The sequence below is a fragment of the Cupriavidus taiwanensis genome, from assembly GCF_900249755.1.
GTDB classification, from domain to species: domain Bacteria; phylum Pseudomonadota; class Gammaproteobacteria; order Burkholderiales; family Burkholderiaceae; genus Cupriavidus; species Cupriavidus taiwanensis_D.
On sequence record NZ_LT976853.1, the window covers coordinates 2,670,865 to 2,688,296 of the forward strand.

The 17,432-nt window shown below is 68.0% G+C and carries 13 protein-coding genes; 5 read left to right on the forward strand and 8 right to left on the reverse strand.

All coding sequences use genetic code 11. From position 1 onward, the window contains the following. Window positions 1-133 precede the first annotated feature (133 nt). Window positions 134-2,482, reverse strand: coding sequence for a UvrD-helicase domain-containing protein (locus CBM2594_RS12200; protein ID WP_116357044.1), 2,349 nt, complete (start codon window positions 2,480-2,482; stop codon window positions 134-136). 218 nt (window positions 2,483-2,700) lie between these two features. Here CBM2594_RS12200 and CBM2594_RS12205 point away from each other — a divergent pair, with 218 nt between their 5' ends. After that, complete coding sequence (locus CBM2594_RS12205) at window positions 2,701-5,568, forward strand: valine--tRNA ligase (protein WP_116357045.1); 2,868 nt, start codon at window positions 2,701-2,703, stop codon at window positions 5,566-5,568. A 139-nt stretch (window positions 5,569-5,707) separates the two neighbouring features. Then, the gene (gene galU / locus CBM2594_RS12210) at window positions 5,708-6,598 is read left to right on the forward strand and encodes a UTP--glucose-1-phosphate uridylyltransferase GalU (protein ID WP_116357046.1); all 891 of its coding nucleotides are present in this window, start codon (window positions 5,708-5,710) and stop codon (window positions 6,596-6,598) included. A gap of 86 nt (window positions 6,599-6,684) precedes the next feature. On the opposite strand, the gene CBM2594_RS12215 is transcribed toward galU, so the two are convergent. The 6 genes from CBM2594_RS12215 to CBM2594_RS12240 form a co-directional block, all read right to left on the reverse strand. After that, on the reverse strand, window positions 6,685-6,912 hold the full coding sequence (locus tag CBM2594_RS12215; protein ID WP_010813669.1) for a sulfurtransferase TusA family protein: 228 nt from the start codon (window positions 6,910-6,912) through the stop codon (window positions 6,685-6,687). 52 nt (window positions 6,913-6,964) lie between these two features. Further along, window positions 6,965-7,549 (reverse strand): NUDIX domain-containing protein, encoded by a 585-nt coding sequence (locus CBM2594_RS12220; RefSeq protein ID WP_116357047.1) that lies wholly within the window; start codon window positions 7,547-7,549, stop codon window positions 6,965-6,967. Between the two features lie 45 nt (window positions 7,550-7,594). Next, entirely contained in the window at window positions 7,595-8,626 is a 1,032-nt protein-coding gene (locus CBM2594_RS12225; RefSeq protein ID WP_116357048.1) for a threonine aldolase family protein, read from the reverse strand. Between the two features lie 28 nt (window positions 8,627-8,654). After that, window positions 8,655-8,843, reverse strand: a complete 189-nt coding sequence (locus CBM2594_RS12230) for a 4-oxalocrotonate tautomerase (RefSeq protein WP_111521985.1) — start codon at window positions 8,841-8,843, stop codon at window positions 8,655-8,657. 57 nt (window positions 8,844-8,900) lie between these two features. Continuing rightward, the gene (locus CBM2594_RS12235; RefSeq protein ID WP_116357049.1) at window positions 8,901-9,674 is read right to left on the reverse strand and encodes a class II aldolase/adducin family protein; all 774 of its coding nucleotides are present in this window, start codon (window positions 9,672-9,674) and stop codon (window positions 8,901-8,903) included. 177 nt (window positions 9,675-9,851) lie between these two features. Then, window positions 9,852-11,099: a YbfB/YjiJ family MFS transporter gene (locus tag CBM2594_RS12240; RefSeq protein ID WP_116357776.1), complete on the reverse strand. Its 1,248-nt coding sequence runs from the start codon at window positions 11,097-11,099 to the stop codon at window positions 9,852-9,854. A 129-nt stretch (window positions 11,100-11,228) separates the two neighbouring features. Here CBM2594_RS12240 and CBM2594_RS12245 point away from each other — a divergent pair, with 129 nt between their 5' ends. The 3 genes from CBM2594_RS12245 to CBM2594_RS12255 all read left to right on the forward strand — a co-directional run bounded on the left by CBM2594_RS12245 (window position 11,229) and on the right by CBM2594_RS12255 (window position 14,459). Beyond that, window positions 11,229-12,128: a LysR family transcriptional regulator gene (locus tag CBM2594_RS12245; RefSeq protein ID WP_116357050.1), complete on the forward strand. Its 900-nt coding sequence runs from the start codon at window positions 11,229-11,231 to the stop codon at window positions 12,126-12,128. 94 nt (window positions 12,129-12,222) lie between these two features. After that, window positions 12,223-13,692, forward strand: coding sequence for an NfeD family protein (locus CBM2594_RS12250; protein WP_116357051.1), 1,470 nt, complete (start codon window positions 12,223-12,225; stop codon window positions 13,690-13,692). Window positions 13,693-13,694: 2 nt separating this feature from the next. Continuing rightward, complete coding sequence (locus CBM2594_RS12255; protein ID WP_116357052.1) at window positions 13,695-14,459, forward strand: slipin family protein; 765 nt, start codon at window positions 13,695-13,697, stop codon at window positions 14,457-14,459. A 199-nt stretch (window positions 14,460-14,658) separates the two neighbouring features. Here the strand turns inward: CBM2594_RS12255 and alaS are convergent, their stop codons facing one another. Continuing rightward, complete coding sequence (gene alaS, locus CBM2594_RS12260; protein WP_116357053.1) at window positions 14,659-17,283, reverse strand: alanine--tRNA ligase; 2,625 nt, start codon at window positions 17,281-17,283, stop codon at window positions 14,659-14,661. Window positions 17,284-17,432 lie beyond the last annotated feature (149 nt).

Genomic DNA, 17,432 nt, shown 5'->3' on the forward strand with positions numbered 1-17,432 from the left:
ACCACATCAAGCGGGGCCACCGGTTTTAACCCACGGGCCTCAGCCTTTGACCCGCCTGCCCTCACCCCCGGCCCCTCTCCCGCAAGCGGGAGAGGGGAGCAAACCCGCGGCGCGCGAGACCGCGCGCGCTATCTCAATCGATCGCGTCCAGCTTCGCCACCGACAGCGCCAGCCACTTGGCCCCGTGGCGCTTGAAGTTGATATTGGCGCGCGCGTCCGCGCCCTCGCCCTCCAGCGCGGTGATCACGCCCTCGCCGAACTTGTTGTGGAACACCGACTGGCCCACGCGGAAGCCGGTGCCGGCCTCGCGCTTGGCATCGGCATAGCCGTTGCCGCGGTCCATGCCGCCGGTCGGCCTGGTGCCGGTATAGGGCACGTCCTCGGGCTTGCGGAACCAGTCGCGGCCCCAGGCGTTGTCGCGTTCCTGGCGGCGCACGCCGCCGTAGCTCTGCGCCGGCGGGGTCAGCCACTTGAGCGAGGCCTCGGGCAGTTCCTCGAAGAAGCGCGAGCGCACGTGGTAGCGGGTCTGGCCATGCAGCATGCGGCTTTGCGCGAACGACATATAGAGCCGCTTGCGCGCGCGCGTGATCGCCACGTACATCAGGCGGCGCTCTTCCTCCAGGCCGTCGGGATCCATCATGCTGTTCTCGTGCGGAAACAGCCCTTCTTCCATGCCGCTGATGAAGACCACGTCGAACTCCAGCCCCTTGGCCGCGTGCACGGTCATCATCTGCACCGCGTCCTGGCCGGCCTGGGCCTGGTTGTCGCCGGCCTCGAGCGAGGCGTGGGTCAGGAACGCGACCAGCGGCGTCATCACCACCGGCAGCGCCTCGGGATCGAGCAGCTGCTGCGACTGGTCGCCATCGGCCAGCACCGGCGTGGCGGGGCCGCGGTCGGCCGGGATCACCGCGGCCAGCGCTTCCAGGCCGTAGCCCTCCTCGACCACGAAGGCCTGCGCGGCGGTCACCAGTTCCTGCAGGTTCTCGATGCGGTCCTGGCCTTCCTTCTCGCCCTGGTAGTGGGTGATCAGGCCGCTGTGGTTGATTACGTATTCGACGGTCTCGGCCAGCGTCATGCGGCGCGTGTCGTCGCGCATCTTGTCGATCAGCCGCGTGAACGCGGCCAGCTTGCTGCCGGCCGCGCCGGGCACGTAGGCCACCGCCTCGGCCAGCGCGCAGTCATACTGGCGCGCCATGTCCTGCAGCACTTCCAGCGAGCGCGCGCCGATGCCGCGCGCCGGGAAGTTGACCACGCGGCCGAAGGCGGCGTCGTTGCGCGGGTTTTCCAGCAGCTGCATATAGGCCAGCGCGTGCTTGATTTCGGCGCGCTCGAAGAAGCGCAGGCCGCCGTACACGCGGTACGGGATGCCCGCCGAGAACAGCGCGTGCTCGATCACGCGCGACTGCGCGTTGCTGCGGTACAGGATGGCGATCTCGGCGCGGCTCGCGCCCTGCGCGATCTGGTCGCGGATCTCCTCGATGATCCAGGCCGCTTCCTGGCCGTCGGAGCCGCCCTGGAACACGCGCACCGGCTCGCCGTGGCCGGCATCGGTGCGCAGGTTCTTGCCCAGGCGGCGCGCGTTGTGCGAGATCAGGTGGTTGGCCGAATCCAGGATATGCCCGTGCGAGCGGTAGTTCTGCTCGAGCTTGATCATCCGGCGCACGCGGAACTCATGCTCGAAGTCGCGCATATTGCCGACGTTGGCGCCGCGGAAGGCGTAGATGCTCTGGTCGTCGTCGCCCACGGCAAAGACCGCGGCCGGGTTCTGCGTGCCGTGGCCGGCCAGCAGCTTGAGCCACTGGTACTGCAGCACGTTGGTGTCCTGGAACTCGTCGACCAGCACGTGGCGGAAGCGGTGCTGGTAGTGCTGGCGGATGGCGTCGTTGTAGCGCAGCAGCTCGTAGCAGCGCAGCAGCAATTCGGCGAAGTCGACCACGCCCTCGCGCTGGCACTGCATGTCGTAGGCGGCGTAGAGGTCGACGAAGCGCTTGTTGAAGTCGTCGTTGGCCTCGACATCGGCCGGGCGCAGGCCCTGCTCCTTGGCGTTGTTGATGAAGTACTGCAGGTTCTTGGCCGGGTATTTCTCGTCGTCGACGTTGAGCGACTTGAGCAGCCGCTTCAGCGCCGAGAGCTGGTCCTGGCTGTCCAGGATGGCAAAGGTCTGCGGCAGCCCGGCGTCGCGGAAATGCGCGCGCAGCATGCGGTTGCACAGGCCGTGGAAGGTGCCGATCCACATGCCGCGGGTGTTGATCGGCAGCATCGACGACAGCCGCGTCTGCATTTCCTTGGCGGCCTTGTTGGTGAAGGTCACCGCCAGGATGCCGGCGGGCGAGACATGGCCGTTCTGGATCAGCCAGGCGATGCGCGTGGTCAGCACGCGGGTCTTGCCGCTGCCCGCGCCCGCCAGGATCAGCGCCGGTTCGTCGGGCAGGGTGACGGCGGCTAGTTGTTCGGCGTTCAGGTTGGCGAGCAGGTCGGACATCGGAGGGGCCTAGTGGAGTCGCCGCAATTATACCGGGGGGCCTGCCCCGCGCCGGCCGCCAGCGCGCGCCGCTGGCGGCGAAATAGGCACCGGGCGCCCGCCCCCGTATAATTTGTGGTTTCACTGGCGCCAGGCCGGCCCTGACAGGCCGCCAGCGACCGCCAGGCGCAGGCCACCGCACCTGCCACGCATCCAGACGCCAACCTCGACATCCCAGCATGACCGCCCAAGACCAATCGCTTGCCAAGAGCTTCGAACCCGCCGCCATCGAGGCGAAATGGGGCCCCGAGTGGGAGAAGCGCGGCATTGCCAAGCCGACTTTCGACCCCGCCCGCCCGGACTTCGCGATCCAGCTGCCGCCGCCCAATGTGACCGGCACGCTGCATATGGGCCATGCTTTCAACCAGACCATCATGGATGGCCTGGCACGCCATGCGCGCATGGCCGGCGCCAATACGCTGTGGGTGCCGGGCACCGACCACGCCGGCATCGCCACGCAGATCGTGGTGGAGCGCCAGCTGGAAGGCCAGGGCGTGTCGCGCCATGACCTGGGCCGCGAGAAGTTCACCGAGAAGGTGTGGGCCTGGAAGGAAGAGTCGGGCTCGACCATCACCCGCCAGGTGCGGCGCATGGGCGCGTCGATCGACTGGAGCCGCGAGTACTTCACGATGTCGCCGGAGATGTCGAAGGCGGTCACCGAGGTCTTCGTGCGGCTGTACGAGCAGGGCCTGATCTACCGCGGCAAGCGGCTGGTCAACTGGGATCCGGTGCTGGGCACCGCGGTGTCGGACCTGGAAGTCGACAGCGTCGAGGAAGAAGGCTCGCTGTGGCATATCCGCTATCCGCTGGTCGAGGCTGACGCCAAGGGGGGCCTGACCCACCTGACCGTGGCCACCACGCGCCCGGAAACCATGCTCGGCGACGTCGCCGTGATGGTGCATCCGGAAGACGAGCGCTACGCGCACCTGATCGGCAAGTCGGTGCACCTGCCGCTGACCGGCCGCCAGATCCCGGTGATCGCCGACGAATACGTCGACCGCGAGTTCGGCACCGGCGTGGTCAAGGTGACGCCGGGCCATGACTTCAACGACTATGCGGTGGGCCTGCGCCACAACCTGCCGCAGCTGTCGATCCTGACGCTGGACGCGAAGATCGTCGCCGACGCCCCCGCCGCCTATGCCGGCCTGGACCGCTTCGATGCGCGCAAGGCCATCGTCGACGACCTCGACAAGCGGGGCCTGCTCGAAGACGTCAAGAAGCACAAGCTGATGACGCCGCGCAGCGAGCGCACCGGCAGCGCGATCGAGCCGATGCTGACCGACCAGTGGTTCGTCGCCATGAGCAAGCCCGCGCCGGAAGGCACCTTCTACCCGGGCCGCTCGATCGCCGAGGTGGCGCTCGAGGCCGTGCAGAGCGGCGAGATCAAGCTGGTGCCGGAGAACTGGATCAGCACCTACAACCAGTGGCTGGGCAATATCCAGGACTGGTGCATCTCGCGCCAGCTGTGGTGGGGCCACCAGATCCCGGCGTGGTACGACGACGTCGGCAACTGCTTCGTCGGCCGCACCGAGGAAGAGGCCGCCGCCAAGGCGCGCGCCGCCGGCAGCACCGGCGCGCTGCGCCGCGAGGAAGACGTGCTCGACACCTGGTTCTCGTCGGCGCTGGTGCCGTTCTCCTCGCTGGGCTGGCCCGAGGAAACGCCCGAGCTGAAGCACTTCCTGCCGTCGTCGGTGCTGGTCACCGGCTACGACATCATCTTCTTCTGGGTGGCGCGCATGGTCATGATGACCAAGCACTTCACCGGCAAGGTGCCCTTCCATACCGTTTACGTGCACGGCCTGGTGCGCGACTCGGAAGGCAAGAAGATGAGCAAGTCCGAGGGCAACACGCTCGACCCGGTGGACCTGATCGACGGCATCGACCTCGACACGCTGCTGAAGAAGCGCACCACCGGCCTGCGCCGCCCCAAGGACGCGCCCAAGATCGAGAAGAAGACCAAGAAGGAATTCCCCGAAGGCATTCCGGCCTTCGGCGCCGACGCGCTGCGCTTCACCTTTGCCTCGCTGGCCACGCTCGGGCGCAATATCAACTTCGATACCGGCCGCTGCGAGGGCTACCGCAACTTCTGCAACAAGCTGTGGAACGCGACCCGCTTCGTGCTGATGAACACTGAGGGCCACGACTGCGGCATGGGCCCGTGCAACAACGACTGCGGCCCCGACGGCTACCTCGATTTCTCGCAGGCCGACCGCTGGATCGTGTCGCTGCTGCAGCGCGTTGAGGCCGACGTCGAAAAGGGCTTTGCCGAGTACCGCTTCGACAATATCGCCAACGCGATCTACAAGTTCGTCTGGGACGAGTACTGCGACTGGTACCTGGAACTGGCCAAGGTGCAGATCCAGAACGGCACCGAAGCCCAGCAGCGCGCCACGCGCCGCACCCTGCTGCGCGTGCTCGAAACCGTGCTGCGGCTGGCGCATCCGGTGATCCCGTTCATTACCGAAGAACTGTGGCAGAAGGTGGCCCCGCTGGCCGGCCGCGCCAGCGGCGATGGTGCGGAAACGATCGCTTTGCAGCCGTATCCGCTGCCCGCCGCCGCCAAGATCGACGAGAATGCCGAGCAGTGGGTCGCGCGCCTGAAGGAAGTGATCGACGCCTGCCGCAACCTGCGCGGCGAGATGAATATCTCGCCGGCCCAGCGCATCCCGCTGTACGCGCAGGGCGACAGCACCTTCCTGAAGGCGGCGAGCGCACATATCCAGGCGCTGGCGAAACTTTCCGAGGTGCGCGTCTTCGAAGATGAAGCCACCCTGCAAGCGGAGGGCGCCGGTGCGCCGGTCGCCATTGCCGGGGGCAACCACCTGCTGCTGAAGATCGAGATCGATGTCGCCGCCGAGCGCGCGCGGCTGTCGAAGGAAGTCGAACGCATCGGTGGCGAAATCGGCAAGTGCCGCGCCAAGCTGTCGAACGAGAGCTTTGTCGCCAAGGCACCGCCCGCGGTGGTGGCGCAAGAGACGCAGCGCCTGTCCGATTTCGAGCAGACGCTGGCCAAGCTGCAGGGCCAGCTGCAACGGCTGCCGGCCTGACCCGCAACGGTCGGGCAGCGGCCTGCATCACGCCCCTGCCAGTCGGGGGTTCTGTGCGGCATCGTCGGACAGAACCGGACAGACGGCGCCCGCGCGGGCTGGCAGGGTTATGGACTGGAATCTGAGAGGTACACCTGATATGGAAAATCGCGTCACCAAGGCTGTGTTCCCGGTTGCGGGCCTGGGCACCCGCTTCCTGCCAGCCACCAAGGCCAGCCCCAAGGAAATGCTGCCGGTGGTGGACAAGCCGCTGATCCAGTACGCCGTGGAAGAAGCCATGGCCGCCGGCATTACCGAGATGATCTTCGTCACCGGCCGCTCGAAACGCGCCATCGAGGACCATTTCGACAAGGCCTTCGAACTGGAAGTGGAGCTCGAAGCCAAGAACAAGCAGGCGCTGCTGGACGTGGTGCGCTCGATCAAGCCGGCCAACGTCGAGTGCTACTACGTGCGCCAGCCCGAAGCGCTGGGCCTGGGCCACGCGGTGCTGTGCGCGGCCAAGCTGGTGGGCGATACCCCGTTCGCGGTGATGCTGGCCGACGACCTGATCGACGGCAACCCGCCGGTGATGAAGCAGATGGTCGATGCCTTCAACCACTACAACTGCTCGGTGCTGGGCGTCGAGGAAATCACCCCCGACCAAAGCCGCTCCTACGGCGTGATCGATGGCCGCGAATGGGACGATGACGTGATCAAGGTCTCGGGCATCGTCGAGAAGCCGGCGCCGGAAGACGCGCCGTCCAACCTCGGCGTGGTCGGGCGCTACATCCTGACGCCGCGCATCTTCGACCACCTGCGCGAACTGAAGCCCGGCGCCGGCGGCGAGCTGCAGCTGACCGACGCGATCCAGTCCCTGCTGGGCCAGGAGCAGGTGCTGGCGTACCGCTACCAGGGCCGCCGCTATGACTGCGGCAGCAAGCTGGGCTACCTGAAGGCGACCGTCGAGTTCGCGCTGAAGCACCCCGAAGTGGGCACCGATTTCAGCGCCTACCTGGAATCGCGCGAACACCTGAACGGGCTGGGACGCTGATCGCTGTCCTGCACATCAAGAAAAAAGCCGCTTTCGAGCGGCTTTTTTCTTCTTTACCGTCGTTCCCGCGCAGGCGGGAACCGGGCTCAACGGCGGCGCATGTAGAACACGAACACCTTGTCCACTTCCGAGTGCGACAGCAGCTCGTTGCCGGTCTGCTTGGCAAAGGCCTGGAAATCGCGGGTGGCGCCGGGATCGGTGGCCAGCACCTTGAGCACGTCGCCGCTGGCCATGTCGGCCAGCGCCTTCTTGGTGCGCAGGATCGGCAGCGGGCAGTTCAGGCCGCGCGCGTCCACTTCTTTCTGGAACTCCATTCGTCTCTTCCTTTGATGCTTGGGGGCCGGGAGGCTGGCGGGAACACCAGCCTTACCAGCGGTATTGTAGCGAAGCCCCGGCCTGGCTGAAGTCGTGCGGGCGGCGCGGGTCGTCAATGTCGGCGCCGGTCTGGCGGTCGAAGAATCGCACCGGGTAGCCCCGCGCCGCAAGCCAGTCGGCCACCGCGAAGCCGGTTCCGGCCGACCACACGCGCACTTCCTGGGGCGCCACCAGCTTGTACTCGGCCAGTTCCTCGGACAGCGCGACGGTGCCGGTCGCCTTGACGTGATAGGCGATGATCAGTTCGTTCTTGCGCATGAACTCGTAGACGCCGATCAGCGCGACCGATTCGGTATCGAGGTTGGTCTCTTCCTTCAGCTCGCGCGCCACGCCCAGCTCGGGCGGCTCGTCGCGCTCCAGGAAGCCGGTCACCAGCGCAAACATCTGCTCCGGCCACGCGGCGTTGCGCGCCAGCAGCAGCTTGTCCTGGTACTCCACCACCGCCGCCAGCACCGGCAGCGGATTGTTCCAGTGCACGAAGCCGCATTCCTGCTGCACGCAGGCGTGGCGCTCGCGCCCGGACAGCGGCAGCACCTCGAGCGGCGCGCCGCACTGCGGGCAGAATCGGTATCGCATTTGGGGGCTCCTGAAGATCTCGTCGTTATAGGTATGGAATGCCGGTCAGGCGCCGCAAGCCGTGCGCATGTCGGCGGCGAGCGCCTCGACCGTCTGCGGCTGCAGGTCCCATGCACACATGAAACGGCAGCCGCCGGCGCCGATAAAGGTATAGAAGCGCCAGCCCTTTGCGCGCAGCGCCTCGATCGCCGGCAGCGGCAGCTCGGCGAAGACCGCATTCGACTGCGTCGGAAACATGATGCGCACACCGGGAATATCGCGGATGCGCTGCTGCAGCAGCTGCGCCATCGCATTGGCATGGCGCGCGTTGGCGAGCCACACGTCGTTCTCGAGCAAGCCCAGCCACGGCGCCGAGATAAAGCGCATTTTCGACGCCAGCTGCCCCGCCTGCTTGACGCGGTAGGCAAAGTCCTCGGCCAGGCGGCGGTCGAAGAACACCACCGCCTCGCCCACCGGCAGCCCGTTCTTGGTGCCGCCGAAGCACAGCACGTCGACGCCCGCGCGCCAGGTGATTTCAGATGGATGCACGCCCAGCGACGCCACCGCGTTGGCAAAGCGCGCGCCGTCCATATGCACGCGCAGCTGCCGGCGCTTGGCGATGGCGGCGATCGCGCGCACTTCTTCCACGCTGTAGACGGTGCCGACCTCGGTCGACTGCGTCAGCGACACCACCTTGGGCTTGGGGTAATGGATGTCGGCACGGCGCGTGACCAGCGCCTCGACCGCATCGGGCGTGAGCTTGCCGTGCTCGCCCGGCGCGGTCAGCAGCTTGGAGCCGTTGGAGAAGAACTCCGGCCCGCCGCATTCGTCGGTCTCGATATGCGCCAGTTCATGGCAGATCACCGAGTGGTACGACTGGCACAGCGCCGACAGCGCCAGCGAGTTGGCCGCCGTGCCGTTGAACACGAAGAACACTTCGCAATCGGTCTGGAACAGGTCGCGGATGCGGTCGCAGACCTTCTGCGTCCAGGTATCGTCGCCATAGGCCTGCTCATGGCCGCTGCCGTTGGCTTCCAGGAAGTACTTGAGCGACTCCGGGCAGAAGCCGGCGTAGTTGTCAGAGGCGAAGTGCTGCATGGGGTTCAGTGTGAGACGGCCTGGCGCCTTACTTCTTGTCGGCCCACAGCTCGCCGCCGGTGGCCCAGTTCTCGCGCTTGATGTCGGTGATGATGATGTCGACCGCCGACGGCGAGCAGCCCAGCGTCTCGCAGCTGACGCGGGTCACTGCTTCGACGAACTTGCGCTTTTGCTCGATGGTGCGGCCTTCAAACATTTCGACGTGGAAAGTCGGCATACATTGCTCCTGTGCTTGATTGATTGTTGTCGTCCGGGCGGGGAAAACCTCTCCCCTTCAGTCCCGGTAGGAAGGATCGATTCTATCCAGTTTGCGCAGCAGCGCGGGCCATTCCAGCACGCCTTCGACGGCGCCGTCGTCATGGAGCTGCGCGGAGGTCGTGTCCGCCACGGCGGCGTCGGGCTGCACCAGCGCACCGCCCGCCTGCGCCGCGATCTGGATCTCGCAGGCCTTGATCAGCGTCGCCATCAGCACATAGGCTTCGGCCACGGTGCGGCCTACCGTCAGCGTGCCATGGTTGCGCAACAGCATGGCCGGATGCGTGCTCAGCGATGCCGTCAGCCGCGCGCCCTCGGCCGGGGTAAAGGCCAGCCCTTCATAGTCGTGGTAGGCCATGCGCCCATGGAACCGCATGGCGTGCTGCGACAGCGGCAGCAGCCCCGCCGCCTGCGCCGACACGGCGATGCCGGCGGTGTTATGCAGGTGCATCACGCACATGGCATCGGCGCGCGCGGCATGCACCGCGGCGTGCAGCGCGAAGCCGGTCACGTTGACCGGATGCACGGTGTCGCCGACGACTTCGCCGCGGCCGTTGATCTTGACCAGGTCGCTGGCGCGGATCTCGTCGAAGGCAAAGCCGAACGGGTTGATCAGGAAGTGATCCGGCTCGCCCGGCACCGTGGCCGAGATATGGGTGTAGATCAGGTCATCCCAGCGCTCGACCGCGGCCAGCCGATAGGCGGCGGCCAGGTCGACGCGCACGCGCTGCTCTTCGGCCGAGACGGGATGGGAAGCGCCGGCGGCGCGCGCGGGCTGCAAGGCAAAAGACATGGGGGACTCCTCGCGCCGCCCGGCCCGGCGTGCCGGGTACGGCCCCGGCCTTCTGTGCCGCGCCGCGGGCTGCACGGCAGTCGCGCAACCGCTCGCGTGGCGCCAGGCGGCAAAGGCCATACTTTAGCGCACCCTGGCGCGCGGCCTCTTAGCCGCGCGTAGCGCTCGGGTAGCTGATCAGGCAGACGGCAGCGGCCAGGCGCGGCGCATCCACGCGAACACCAGCGCGCCCAGCGCCAGCGCCGCCGCGGCGCAAGCCAGCGATGCGGCGAAGCCGCCGGTGCGCGCCACCAGCGCGGTCGCCAGCGGCGGCCCGGCGATCTGGCCCAGGCCGTAGGACGCGGTCATCAGGCCCATCAGCCGGGGCGCCTGCGGCCCCCACAGCCGCCGCGCCTCGCGCATCGCAAACGCCACCAGCGCGGTGAACGGCAGGCCCGCCAGCAAGCTGCTCAGGGCAAAGCCGGCCACGCTCGGCAACACCACCGCGATCGCCACGCCCAGCGCCTGCATGCCGTACAGCAGCGCCAGCAGCTTGCGGTTGTCGTGCGCCATGCCGACGCGCGTGGCCAGGAACGCGCCCACCGCCACGCCCGCGCCGAAGATCGGCCAGAACAGGTCGGCCCAAACCGTGCCGGGCAGCGCCTGGCGCGCGATCACGGGCAGGAAGGTCGCGGTGATGATGTAGCCGAAGCCGGCCAGGCCGTAGGCAAAGGTCAGCGCCCAGGTCTGGGCGTCGAGCCGCGCGCCGCCCGGCGGCGATGACGGGGCCGGCGCCGCTGGCGCTGCCGTGGCCGCCACGGCCGGCGGCGCGACGAAGATCCGCCACACCGCAGCAGTCAGCACCACGCCCAGCGCGGTGAAGGCCAGCCAGCCATGCTCCGCTTGCCAGCCCGCGCCGACCATGCCGGAGGCACCCAGCCCGGTGACCACGATGCCCAGCCCCGGGCCGCAGAAGATCAGCCCGGCCAGCGCGGGCTGGCCCAGTTCGGCCAGCCGCTGCAGGCACCAGGCGGCGGTGTAGACCATCACCACGGCGCTGGCCACGCCCGCGGCGGCGCGCCACAGCGACCATGCCGGCATGCCGCCCGGCAAAGCCATGCCGAGCGTCAGCAGCACGGTGGCCACCAAACCCCACCGCACCATGCGCACCGCGTCGGGCCGGATAAACATGCACACCGCGGCGCCGATGAAATAGCCGATGTAGTTGACCGTCGCCAGCCAGCCGCCCTGGTCCAGCGTGACGGTGCCGTCATGCAGCATCATCGGCAGCAGCGGCGTGAAGGCGAAGCGGCCGATTCCCATCACCACCGCCAGCGACACCAGGCCGGCCAGCGCCACCGCGACCGGCCCGGCCGCGCGATGCGGCAATGCGGCGGCGGCGCGCGCGGCGGGGTGTTCGGGCTCAAGGCTTTGGGGCGTCGGCATCATGGATGGCCGTGGGGGCGGCCGTTGCATTGCGATCCCTGTATGCTACGCTGCCAACAGCATCCCAAAAAATGAATTATCAAGATGCCATACATCTTGAAATCAGATGCATAACCCCGGAGCCCAGCCATGGACCTTGCCGCGCTCGAGATTTTCCGCACCGTCGTCGAAACCGGCGGCATCACCCGCGCGGCCGAGCGGCTGCACCGGGTGCAGTCCAACGTCACCACCCGCATCCGCCAGCTGGAGCAGTCGCTGGGCGTCGAGCTGTTCGTGCGCGACGGGCGGCGCATGGTGCTGACGCCGTCGGGGCAGACCTTGTTCGACTACGCCTGCCGCATCCTGACCCTGACCGAAGAGGCGCGCCAGGCGGTGTTGCCGGCGCGCCCGCACGGGCGGCTGCGCATTGCGTCGATGGAAAGCACTGCCGCCAGCCGCCTGCCGCAGGTGCTGGCCGCGTATCACCAGGCCTGGCCCGAGGTGCAGCTGGAACTGGTGACGCTGGCCACGCGCCAGGCCTTCGATGCGCTGGCGCGCTTCGAGGTGGACTGCGCCTTTGTCGCCGAACCGCTGGCCGACCCGGCGCTGCGCGCGGTGCCGGTGTTCGAGGAAGAGCTGGTGGTGATCACGCGCGAGCACCACCGCCCGGTGCGCGGCGCGGCGGACCTGGAAGTGCCGACGCTGCTGGCGTTCGAACCGGGCTGCAACTACCGCGCACGGCTCGAGACCTGGTACGGCACCGGCGCGGCGCCGACGCCGCGCGTGCTGCAGCTCAGCTCCTACCATGCGATCGTCGCCTGCGTCGCGGCGGGCATCGGCGCGGCGATCGTGCCGCGCTCGGTGCTGGGCCTGTACCGCGACCTGCCGGCGATCCGCCAGCACAGCCTGGGCGCGGCGGGCCGGGTGCGCACGCTGCTGGCCTGGCAGCCGTCGATGGCCAGTGCCGCGCTGCATGCACTGGTCGAGGCCCTGCCCGGGCTCTCACCCGGATCTCCGGGCTCTCCCGGCCCCGAGCTGGCCGCGGCCTGAGCGGCCGGCCCCGGCACCGCCGGGCCGCGTGCAAGATGTGCCCGGTGGCCTACACTTGAAGTGGCGCCACCACGGCACCTTGCGTGCCCCTGCCATGAACCCTGCCACCGCGTTGCTGCGGGCCTTCCGGCTGCTGTCCAGCCTGGCGCTGGCGTGCTGCGCGCTTGCCTTCGGCGGCATCGGCACCGCGGCGCCGCCGCCGGCAACGACCACAGCCACAGCCACAGCCACCGCGCCGGTGTACGTGATCCCGCTGAAAGGCGCGGTCAGCCCGGCCAGCGCCAGCTTTGTCCTGCGCGGCATGGCGCGGGCGCGCGAGGCCGGCGCGCAGCTGGTGGTGCTGCAAATGGACACCCCGGGCGGGCTGGATGCGTCGATGCGCGACATCATCCAGGCCATCCTGGCCTCGCCGGTGCCGGTGGCCACTTATGTCTCTCCCGGCGGCGCGCGCGCGGCCAGCGCCGGCACCTACATCCTCTACGCCAGCCATCTCGCGGCGATGGCGCCGGGCACCAACCTGGGCGCGGCCACGCCGGTGCAGGTCGGCATCGGCGGGCCGCAGAAGCCAGACGCACTGCCCGGCGCCAGCCCCGCCAGCGCGCCCGCCAGCGCCCCCGCGAGCGGCGACGCCATGGCGCGCAAGCAGCTGCACGACGCCTCGGCCTATATCCGCGGCCTGGCGCAGCTGCGCGGGCGCAACGCCGAATGGGCCGAGCGCGCGGTGCGCGAATCGGTCAGCCTGTCGGCCGACGAAGCGCTGGCGCAGCGCGTGATCGACGTGGTCGCGGCCGACCTGCCCGCGCTGCTGGCGCAGCTCGACGGGCGCAAGCTCACCACCGCCGGCGGCAAGGCCAGCACGCTGCACACGCGCAACGCCCCTTCGGTGACGCTGGAGCCGGACTGGCGCAACCGCTTCCTGGCCGTCATTACCGAGCCCAGCGTGGCGCTGCTGCTGATGATGATCGGCATCTACGCGCTGATCTTCGAGTTCTCCACGCCGGGCATGGTGGTGCCCGGCATCGTCGGCGCGATCTGCCTGCTGCTGGCGCTGTTCGCGCTGCACATGCTGCCGGTCAACTACGCCGGGCTGGCGCTGGTGGCGCTGGGCATCGGCTGCATGGTGGCGGAGCTGTTCCTGCCCACCTTCGGCGCGCTGGGCGTGGGCGGCATCATCGCCTTTGCCTTCGGCGCGGTGATGCTGATCGACACCGACGTGCCCGGCTTCGGCGTGCCGCTGCCGATGGTGTTGGCGATGTCGGCGCTGTCGGCGGTATTCGTGTTCGGCATGTCGGCGATGCTGATGCGCTCGCGCAAGCGCCCGGTGGTCAGCGGTGCCGACACGCTGGTCGGCAGCCGCGGCGAGCTGATCGACGACCTGCGCGACGAAGGCTGGGCCACCGTGCGCGGCGAGACCTGGCGCGTGCGCAGCACCACCCCGCTGGCTCGCGGCACGCCCGTGCTGGTCACGGCGCGCCATGGCCTGGTGCTGGAAGTGATCGCCGCCGGCAGCGCTGCGCCGGCCCCCCTGCCCTCATCCCAACCGACGCCAGACAAGGGAGCCTGACCATGGCCTACGGATTCAGTTTCGGCGGTGTGATCTTCCTGCTGGCACTGCTGGTGATCACCTCGTTCCGCGTGCTGCGCGAATACGAACGCGGCGTGGTATTCATGCTCGGGCGCTTCTGGAAGGTCAAGGGGCCCGGGCTGGTGCTGCTGATCCCCGCGGTGCAGCAGATGGTCCGCGTCGACCTGCGCACGGTGGTGATGGACGTGCCGCCGCAGGACGTGATCTCGCGTGACAACGTCTCGGTCAAGGTCAATGCGGTGGTGTACTTCCGCGTGGTCGATCCCGAGCGCGCCATCATCCAGGTGGCGAATTTCCTCGAGGCCACCAGCCAGCTGGCGCAGACCACGCTGCGCTCGGTGCTGGGCAAGCACGAGCTGGACGAGATGCTGGCCGAGCGCGAGAAGCTGAACCTGGACATCCAGCAGGCGCTGGATGCGCAGACCGACGGCTGGGGCATCAAGGTCTCCAACGTCGAGATCAAGCACGTCGACCTGAACGAGACCATGATCCGCGCGATTGCGCGGCAGGCCGAGGCCGAACGCGAGCGGCGCGCCAAGGTGATCCATGCCGAGGGCGAACTGCAGGCGTCGGAAAAACTGCTGGAAGCGGCGCAGATGCTGGCGCGGCAACCGCAGGCAATGCAGCTGCGCTATATGCAGACGCTGACGCAGATCGCGGGGGACAAGAGTTCGACCATTGTGTTTCCGCTGCCGATGGAGTTGTTGACGGTGCTGGGCAGCGGCAAAGGCACGCCGGAAAAGTAAAAAAAGCAGGAAACGCGAGCTTCCTGCTTTTGTGACGACGTACATCGACCAGCTGTGTGCTCCCTCTCCCGCAAGCGGGAGAGGGTTGGGGTGAGGGCCGGGCGCATCAACGGAGTCAGCCGTTTGCGGTATGCAAAGGCCTGCCCTCACCCCCTGCCCCTCTCCCGCAAGCGGGAGAGGGGAGCAAACCGTCAGCCGATCAAACCTTGCCCGCCACCCATTCGCTGACGCCCGCCAGCGCCTGCGGCAGCTTGGCCGGCTCGGTGCCGCCAGCCTGCGCCATATCGGGACGGCCGCCGCCCTTGCCCCCCACCTGCTGGGCGACAAAGTTGACCAGCTCGCCGGCCTTGACCTTGCCGGTGGCATCGGCGGTGACACCAGCGATCAGGCTGACCTTGCCGTCGGCGACCGCGCCCAGCACGATGGCGGCGCTCTGCAGCTTGTCCTTGAGCTTGTCCATGGTCTCGCGCAGGGTCTTGACGTCGGCGCCGTCCAGCTGCGCGGCCAGCACCTTCAGGCCCTTGACGTCGACCGCCTGCGCGGCCAGCTCGTCGCCCTGCGAGGCGGCCAGCTTGCTCTTCAGGCGCTCCAGTTCCTTCTCCAGCGCGCGCACCTGCTCCTGCACCTGGCCGATGCGCGGCACCAGTTCAGAAGGCTGCGCCTTCAGCACGGCGGCGGCTTCGTTCAGCTTCGCATCCAGTGCCTGCAGGTAGTGCAGCGCGTTGTCGCCGGTGATGGCTTCGACGCGGCGGATGCCGGCGGCGACGCCGCCTTCCATCACGATCTTGAACAGGCCGATATCGCCGGTGCGGTGCACGTGGGTGCCGCCGCACAGTTCCTTCGAGGTGCCGATCGACAGCACGCGCACGTCGTCGGCGTACTTCTCGCCGAACAGCGCCATCGCGCCGCTCTTGACCGCGTCGTCGAACGGCATGACCTCGGCGTGCGTGTCCTCGTTGCGCAGGATCTCGGCGTTGACGATCTCTTCGACGCGGCGGATCTGCTCGTCGGTCAGCGCGGCGTTGTGCGAGAAGTCGAAGCGGGTCTTGTCGGCATCGACCAGCGAGCCCTTCTGCTGCACGTGGCTGCCCAGCACTTCGCGCAGCGCCTTGTGCATCAGGTGGGTGGCCGAGTGGTTGCGCACGGTGCGCGCACGGCGCAGCGCGTCGACCTGCGCCGAGACGGCGTCGCCCAGCTTCAGCGCGCCGCCCTGCAGCGTGCCCTGGTGGCCGAACACGTCGGCCTGGATCTTGGTGGTGTCGGCGACGGCGAAGCTGGCGTTGCCAGCCGTCAGCACGCCCTGGTCGCCGGCCTGGCCGCCGGACTCGGCGTAGAACGGGGTGTGGTCGAGCACCACCACGCCGGTCTGGCCGGGCTGCATGGTGTCGACGGCGGCGCCATCGACGTACAGCGCGGTGACCTTCGCCTGCGGCAGTTCCAGCTTCTCGTAGCCGTGGAACACGGTCTTGTCGCCGGTGTACTCGAGGCCGGCGGCCATCTTGAACTTGCCGGCGGCGCGGGCCTGCTCGCGCTGGCGGTTCATGGCGGCGTCGAACGCGGCTTCATCGACGCCGATTTCCTGCTCGCGGCACACGTCCTGGGTCAGGTCCAGCGGGAAGCCGAAGGTGTCGTGCAGCTTGAACGCGAGTTCACCGTCGAGCGTCTTGCCGCCCTTGAGCTTCAGGTCGGCCAGCGCGGCGTCCAGGATCGACATGCCGTTCTCGATGGTCTCGAAGAAGCGCTCTTCCTCGGCCTTCAGCACTTCGGTCACGCGCGACTGGGCTTCAGCCAGTTCGGGATAGGCCTGGCCCATCTGCCCGACCAGATCGGCCACCATCTTGTGGAAGAACGGGGTCTTCTGGCCCAGCTTGTAGCCATGGCGGATGGCGCGGCGGATGATCCGGCGCAGCACGTAGCCGCGTCCTTCGTTGCCGGGGATCACGCCATCGACGATCAGGAACGCGCACGCGCGGATATGGTCGGCGATGACCTTCAGCGAGTTCTGGTTCAGGTTGTCGGTATGCGTTTCACGCGCGGCGGCCTGGATCAGTGCCTGGAACAGGTCGATCTCATAATTGCTGTGCACGTGCTGCAGCACCGCGGCAATGCGCTCCAGGCCCATGCCGGTATCGACGCACGGCTTGGGCAGCGGCGTCATGTTGCCCTGCTCGTCGCGGTTGAACTGCATGAACACCAGGTTCCACACCTCGATGTAGCGGTCGCCGTCTTCCTCGGGCGATCCCGGCGGGCCGCCCCACACGTCCGGGCCGTGGTCGTAGAAGATTTCCGAGCACGGGCCGCACGGGCCGGTGTCGGCCATCTGCCAGAAATTGTCCGACGCATAGCGCGCGCCCTTGTTGTCGCCGATGCGCACGATGCGCTCGGCCGGCACGCCCACTTCCTTCGCCCAGATGTCGTAGGCCTCGTCGTCCTCGGCGTAGACCGTGACCCACAGCTTCTCGGCCGGCAGCTGGTAGGTCTTGGTCAGCAGTTCCCATGCGTACTGGATGGCTTCGCGCTTGAAGTAGTCGCCAAACGAGAAGTTGCCCAGCATCTCGAAGAAGGTATGGTGGCGCGCGGTGTAGCCGACGTTCTCGAGGTCATTGTGCTTGCCGCCGGCGCGCACCGAGCGCTGCGACGAGGTCGCGCGGGTGTACGGGCGCTTGTCGGTGCCCAGGAACACGTCCTTGAACTGCACCATGCCGGAGTTGGTGAACAGCAGCGTCGGGTCGTTCGCCGGCACCAGGCTGGACGAGCGGACCACGGTATGGCCCTTCGATTCGAAGAACTGCAGGAACTTGCTGCGAATGTCTGAGACTTTCATGGGATGGCGGACGCTTGCCCTGGCGTGGCCGGGCGCGACGAATCAGTATGGGATTTGCAAACCGTTGATTATACGGGCAAGGCAGGCCGTCGGGCAGGTCAGGCACGGTGCCCGGGAAGCGGCCGGCTATCGCCCCAAATCCCATTACG

Bases quoted from the DNA above. Each gene is read 5' to 3' on its own strand.
- CBM2594_RS12200 (WP_116357044.1), bottom strand. From the start codon at position 2,482: ATGTCCGACCTGCTCGCCAACCTGAACGCCGAACAACTAGCCGCCGTC.
- CBM2594_RS12205 (WP_116357045.1), top strand. From the start codon at position 2,701: ATGACCGCCCAAGACCAATCGCTTGCCAAGAGCTTCGAACCCGCCGCC.
- galU (WP_116357046.1), top strand. From the start codon at position 5,708: ATGGAAAATCGCGTCACCAAGGCTGTGTTCCCGGTTGCGGGCCTGGGC.
- CBM2594_RS12215 (WP_010813669.1), bottom strand. From the start codon at position 6,912: ATGGAGTTCCAGAAAGAAGTGGACGCGCGCGGCCTGAACTGCCCGCTG.
- CBM2594_RS12220 (WP_116357047.1), bottom strand. From the start codon at position 7,549: ATGCGATACCGATTCTGCCCGCAGTGCGGCGCGCCGCTCGAGGTGCTG.
- CBM2594_RS12225 (WP_116357048.1), bottom strand. From the start codon at position 8,626: ATGCAGCACTTCGCCTCTGACAACTACGCCGGCTTCTGCCCGGAGTCG.
- CBM2594_RS12230 (WP_111521985.1), bottom strand. From the start codon at position 8,843: ATGCCGACTTTCCACGTCGAAATGTTTGAAGGCCGCACCATCGAGCAA.
- CBM2594_RS12235 (WP_116357049.1), bottom strand. From the start codon at position 9,674: ATGTCTTTTGCCTTGCAGCCCGCGCGCGCCGCCGGCGCTTCCCATCCC.
- CBM2594_RS12240 (WP_116357776.1), bottom strand. From the start codon at position 11,099: ATGCCGACGCCCCAAAGCCTTGAGCCCGAACACCCCGCCGCGCGCGCC.
- CBM2594_RS12245 (WP_116357050.1), top strand. From the start codon at position 11,229: ATGGACCTTGCCGCGCTCGAGATTTTCCGCACCGTCGTCGAAACCGGC.
- CBM2594_RS12250 (WP_116357051.1), top strand. From the start codon at position 12,223: ATGAACCCTGCCACCGCGTTGCTGCGGGCCTTCCGGCTGCTGTCCAGC.
- CBM2594_RS12255 (WP_116357052.1), top strand. From the start codon at position 13,695: ATGGCCTACGGATTCAGTTTCGGCGGTGTGATCTTCCTGCTGGCACTG.
- alaS (WP_116357053.1), bottom strand. From the start codon at position 17,283: ATGAAAGTCTCAGACATTCGCAGCAAGTTCCTGCAGTTCTTCGAATCG.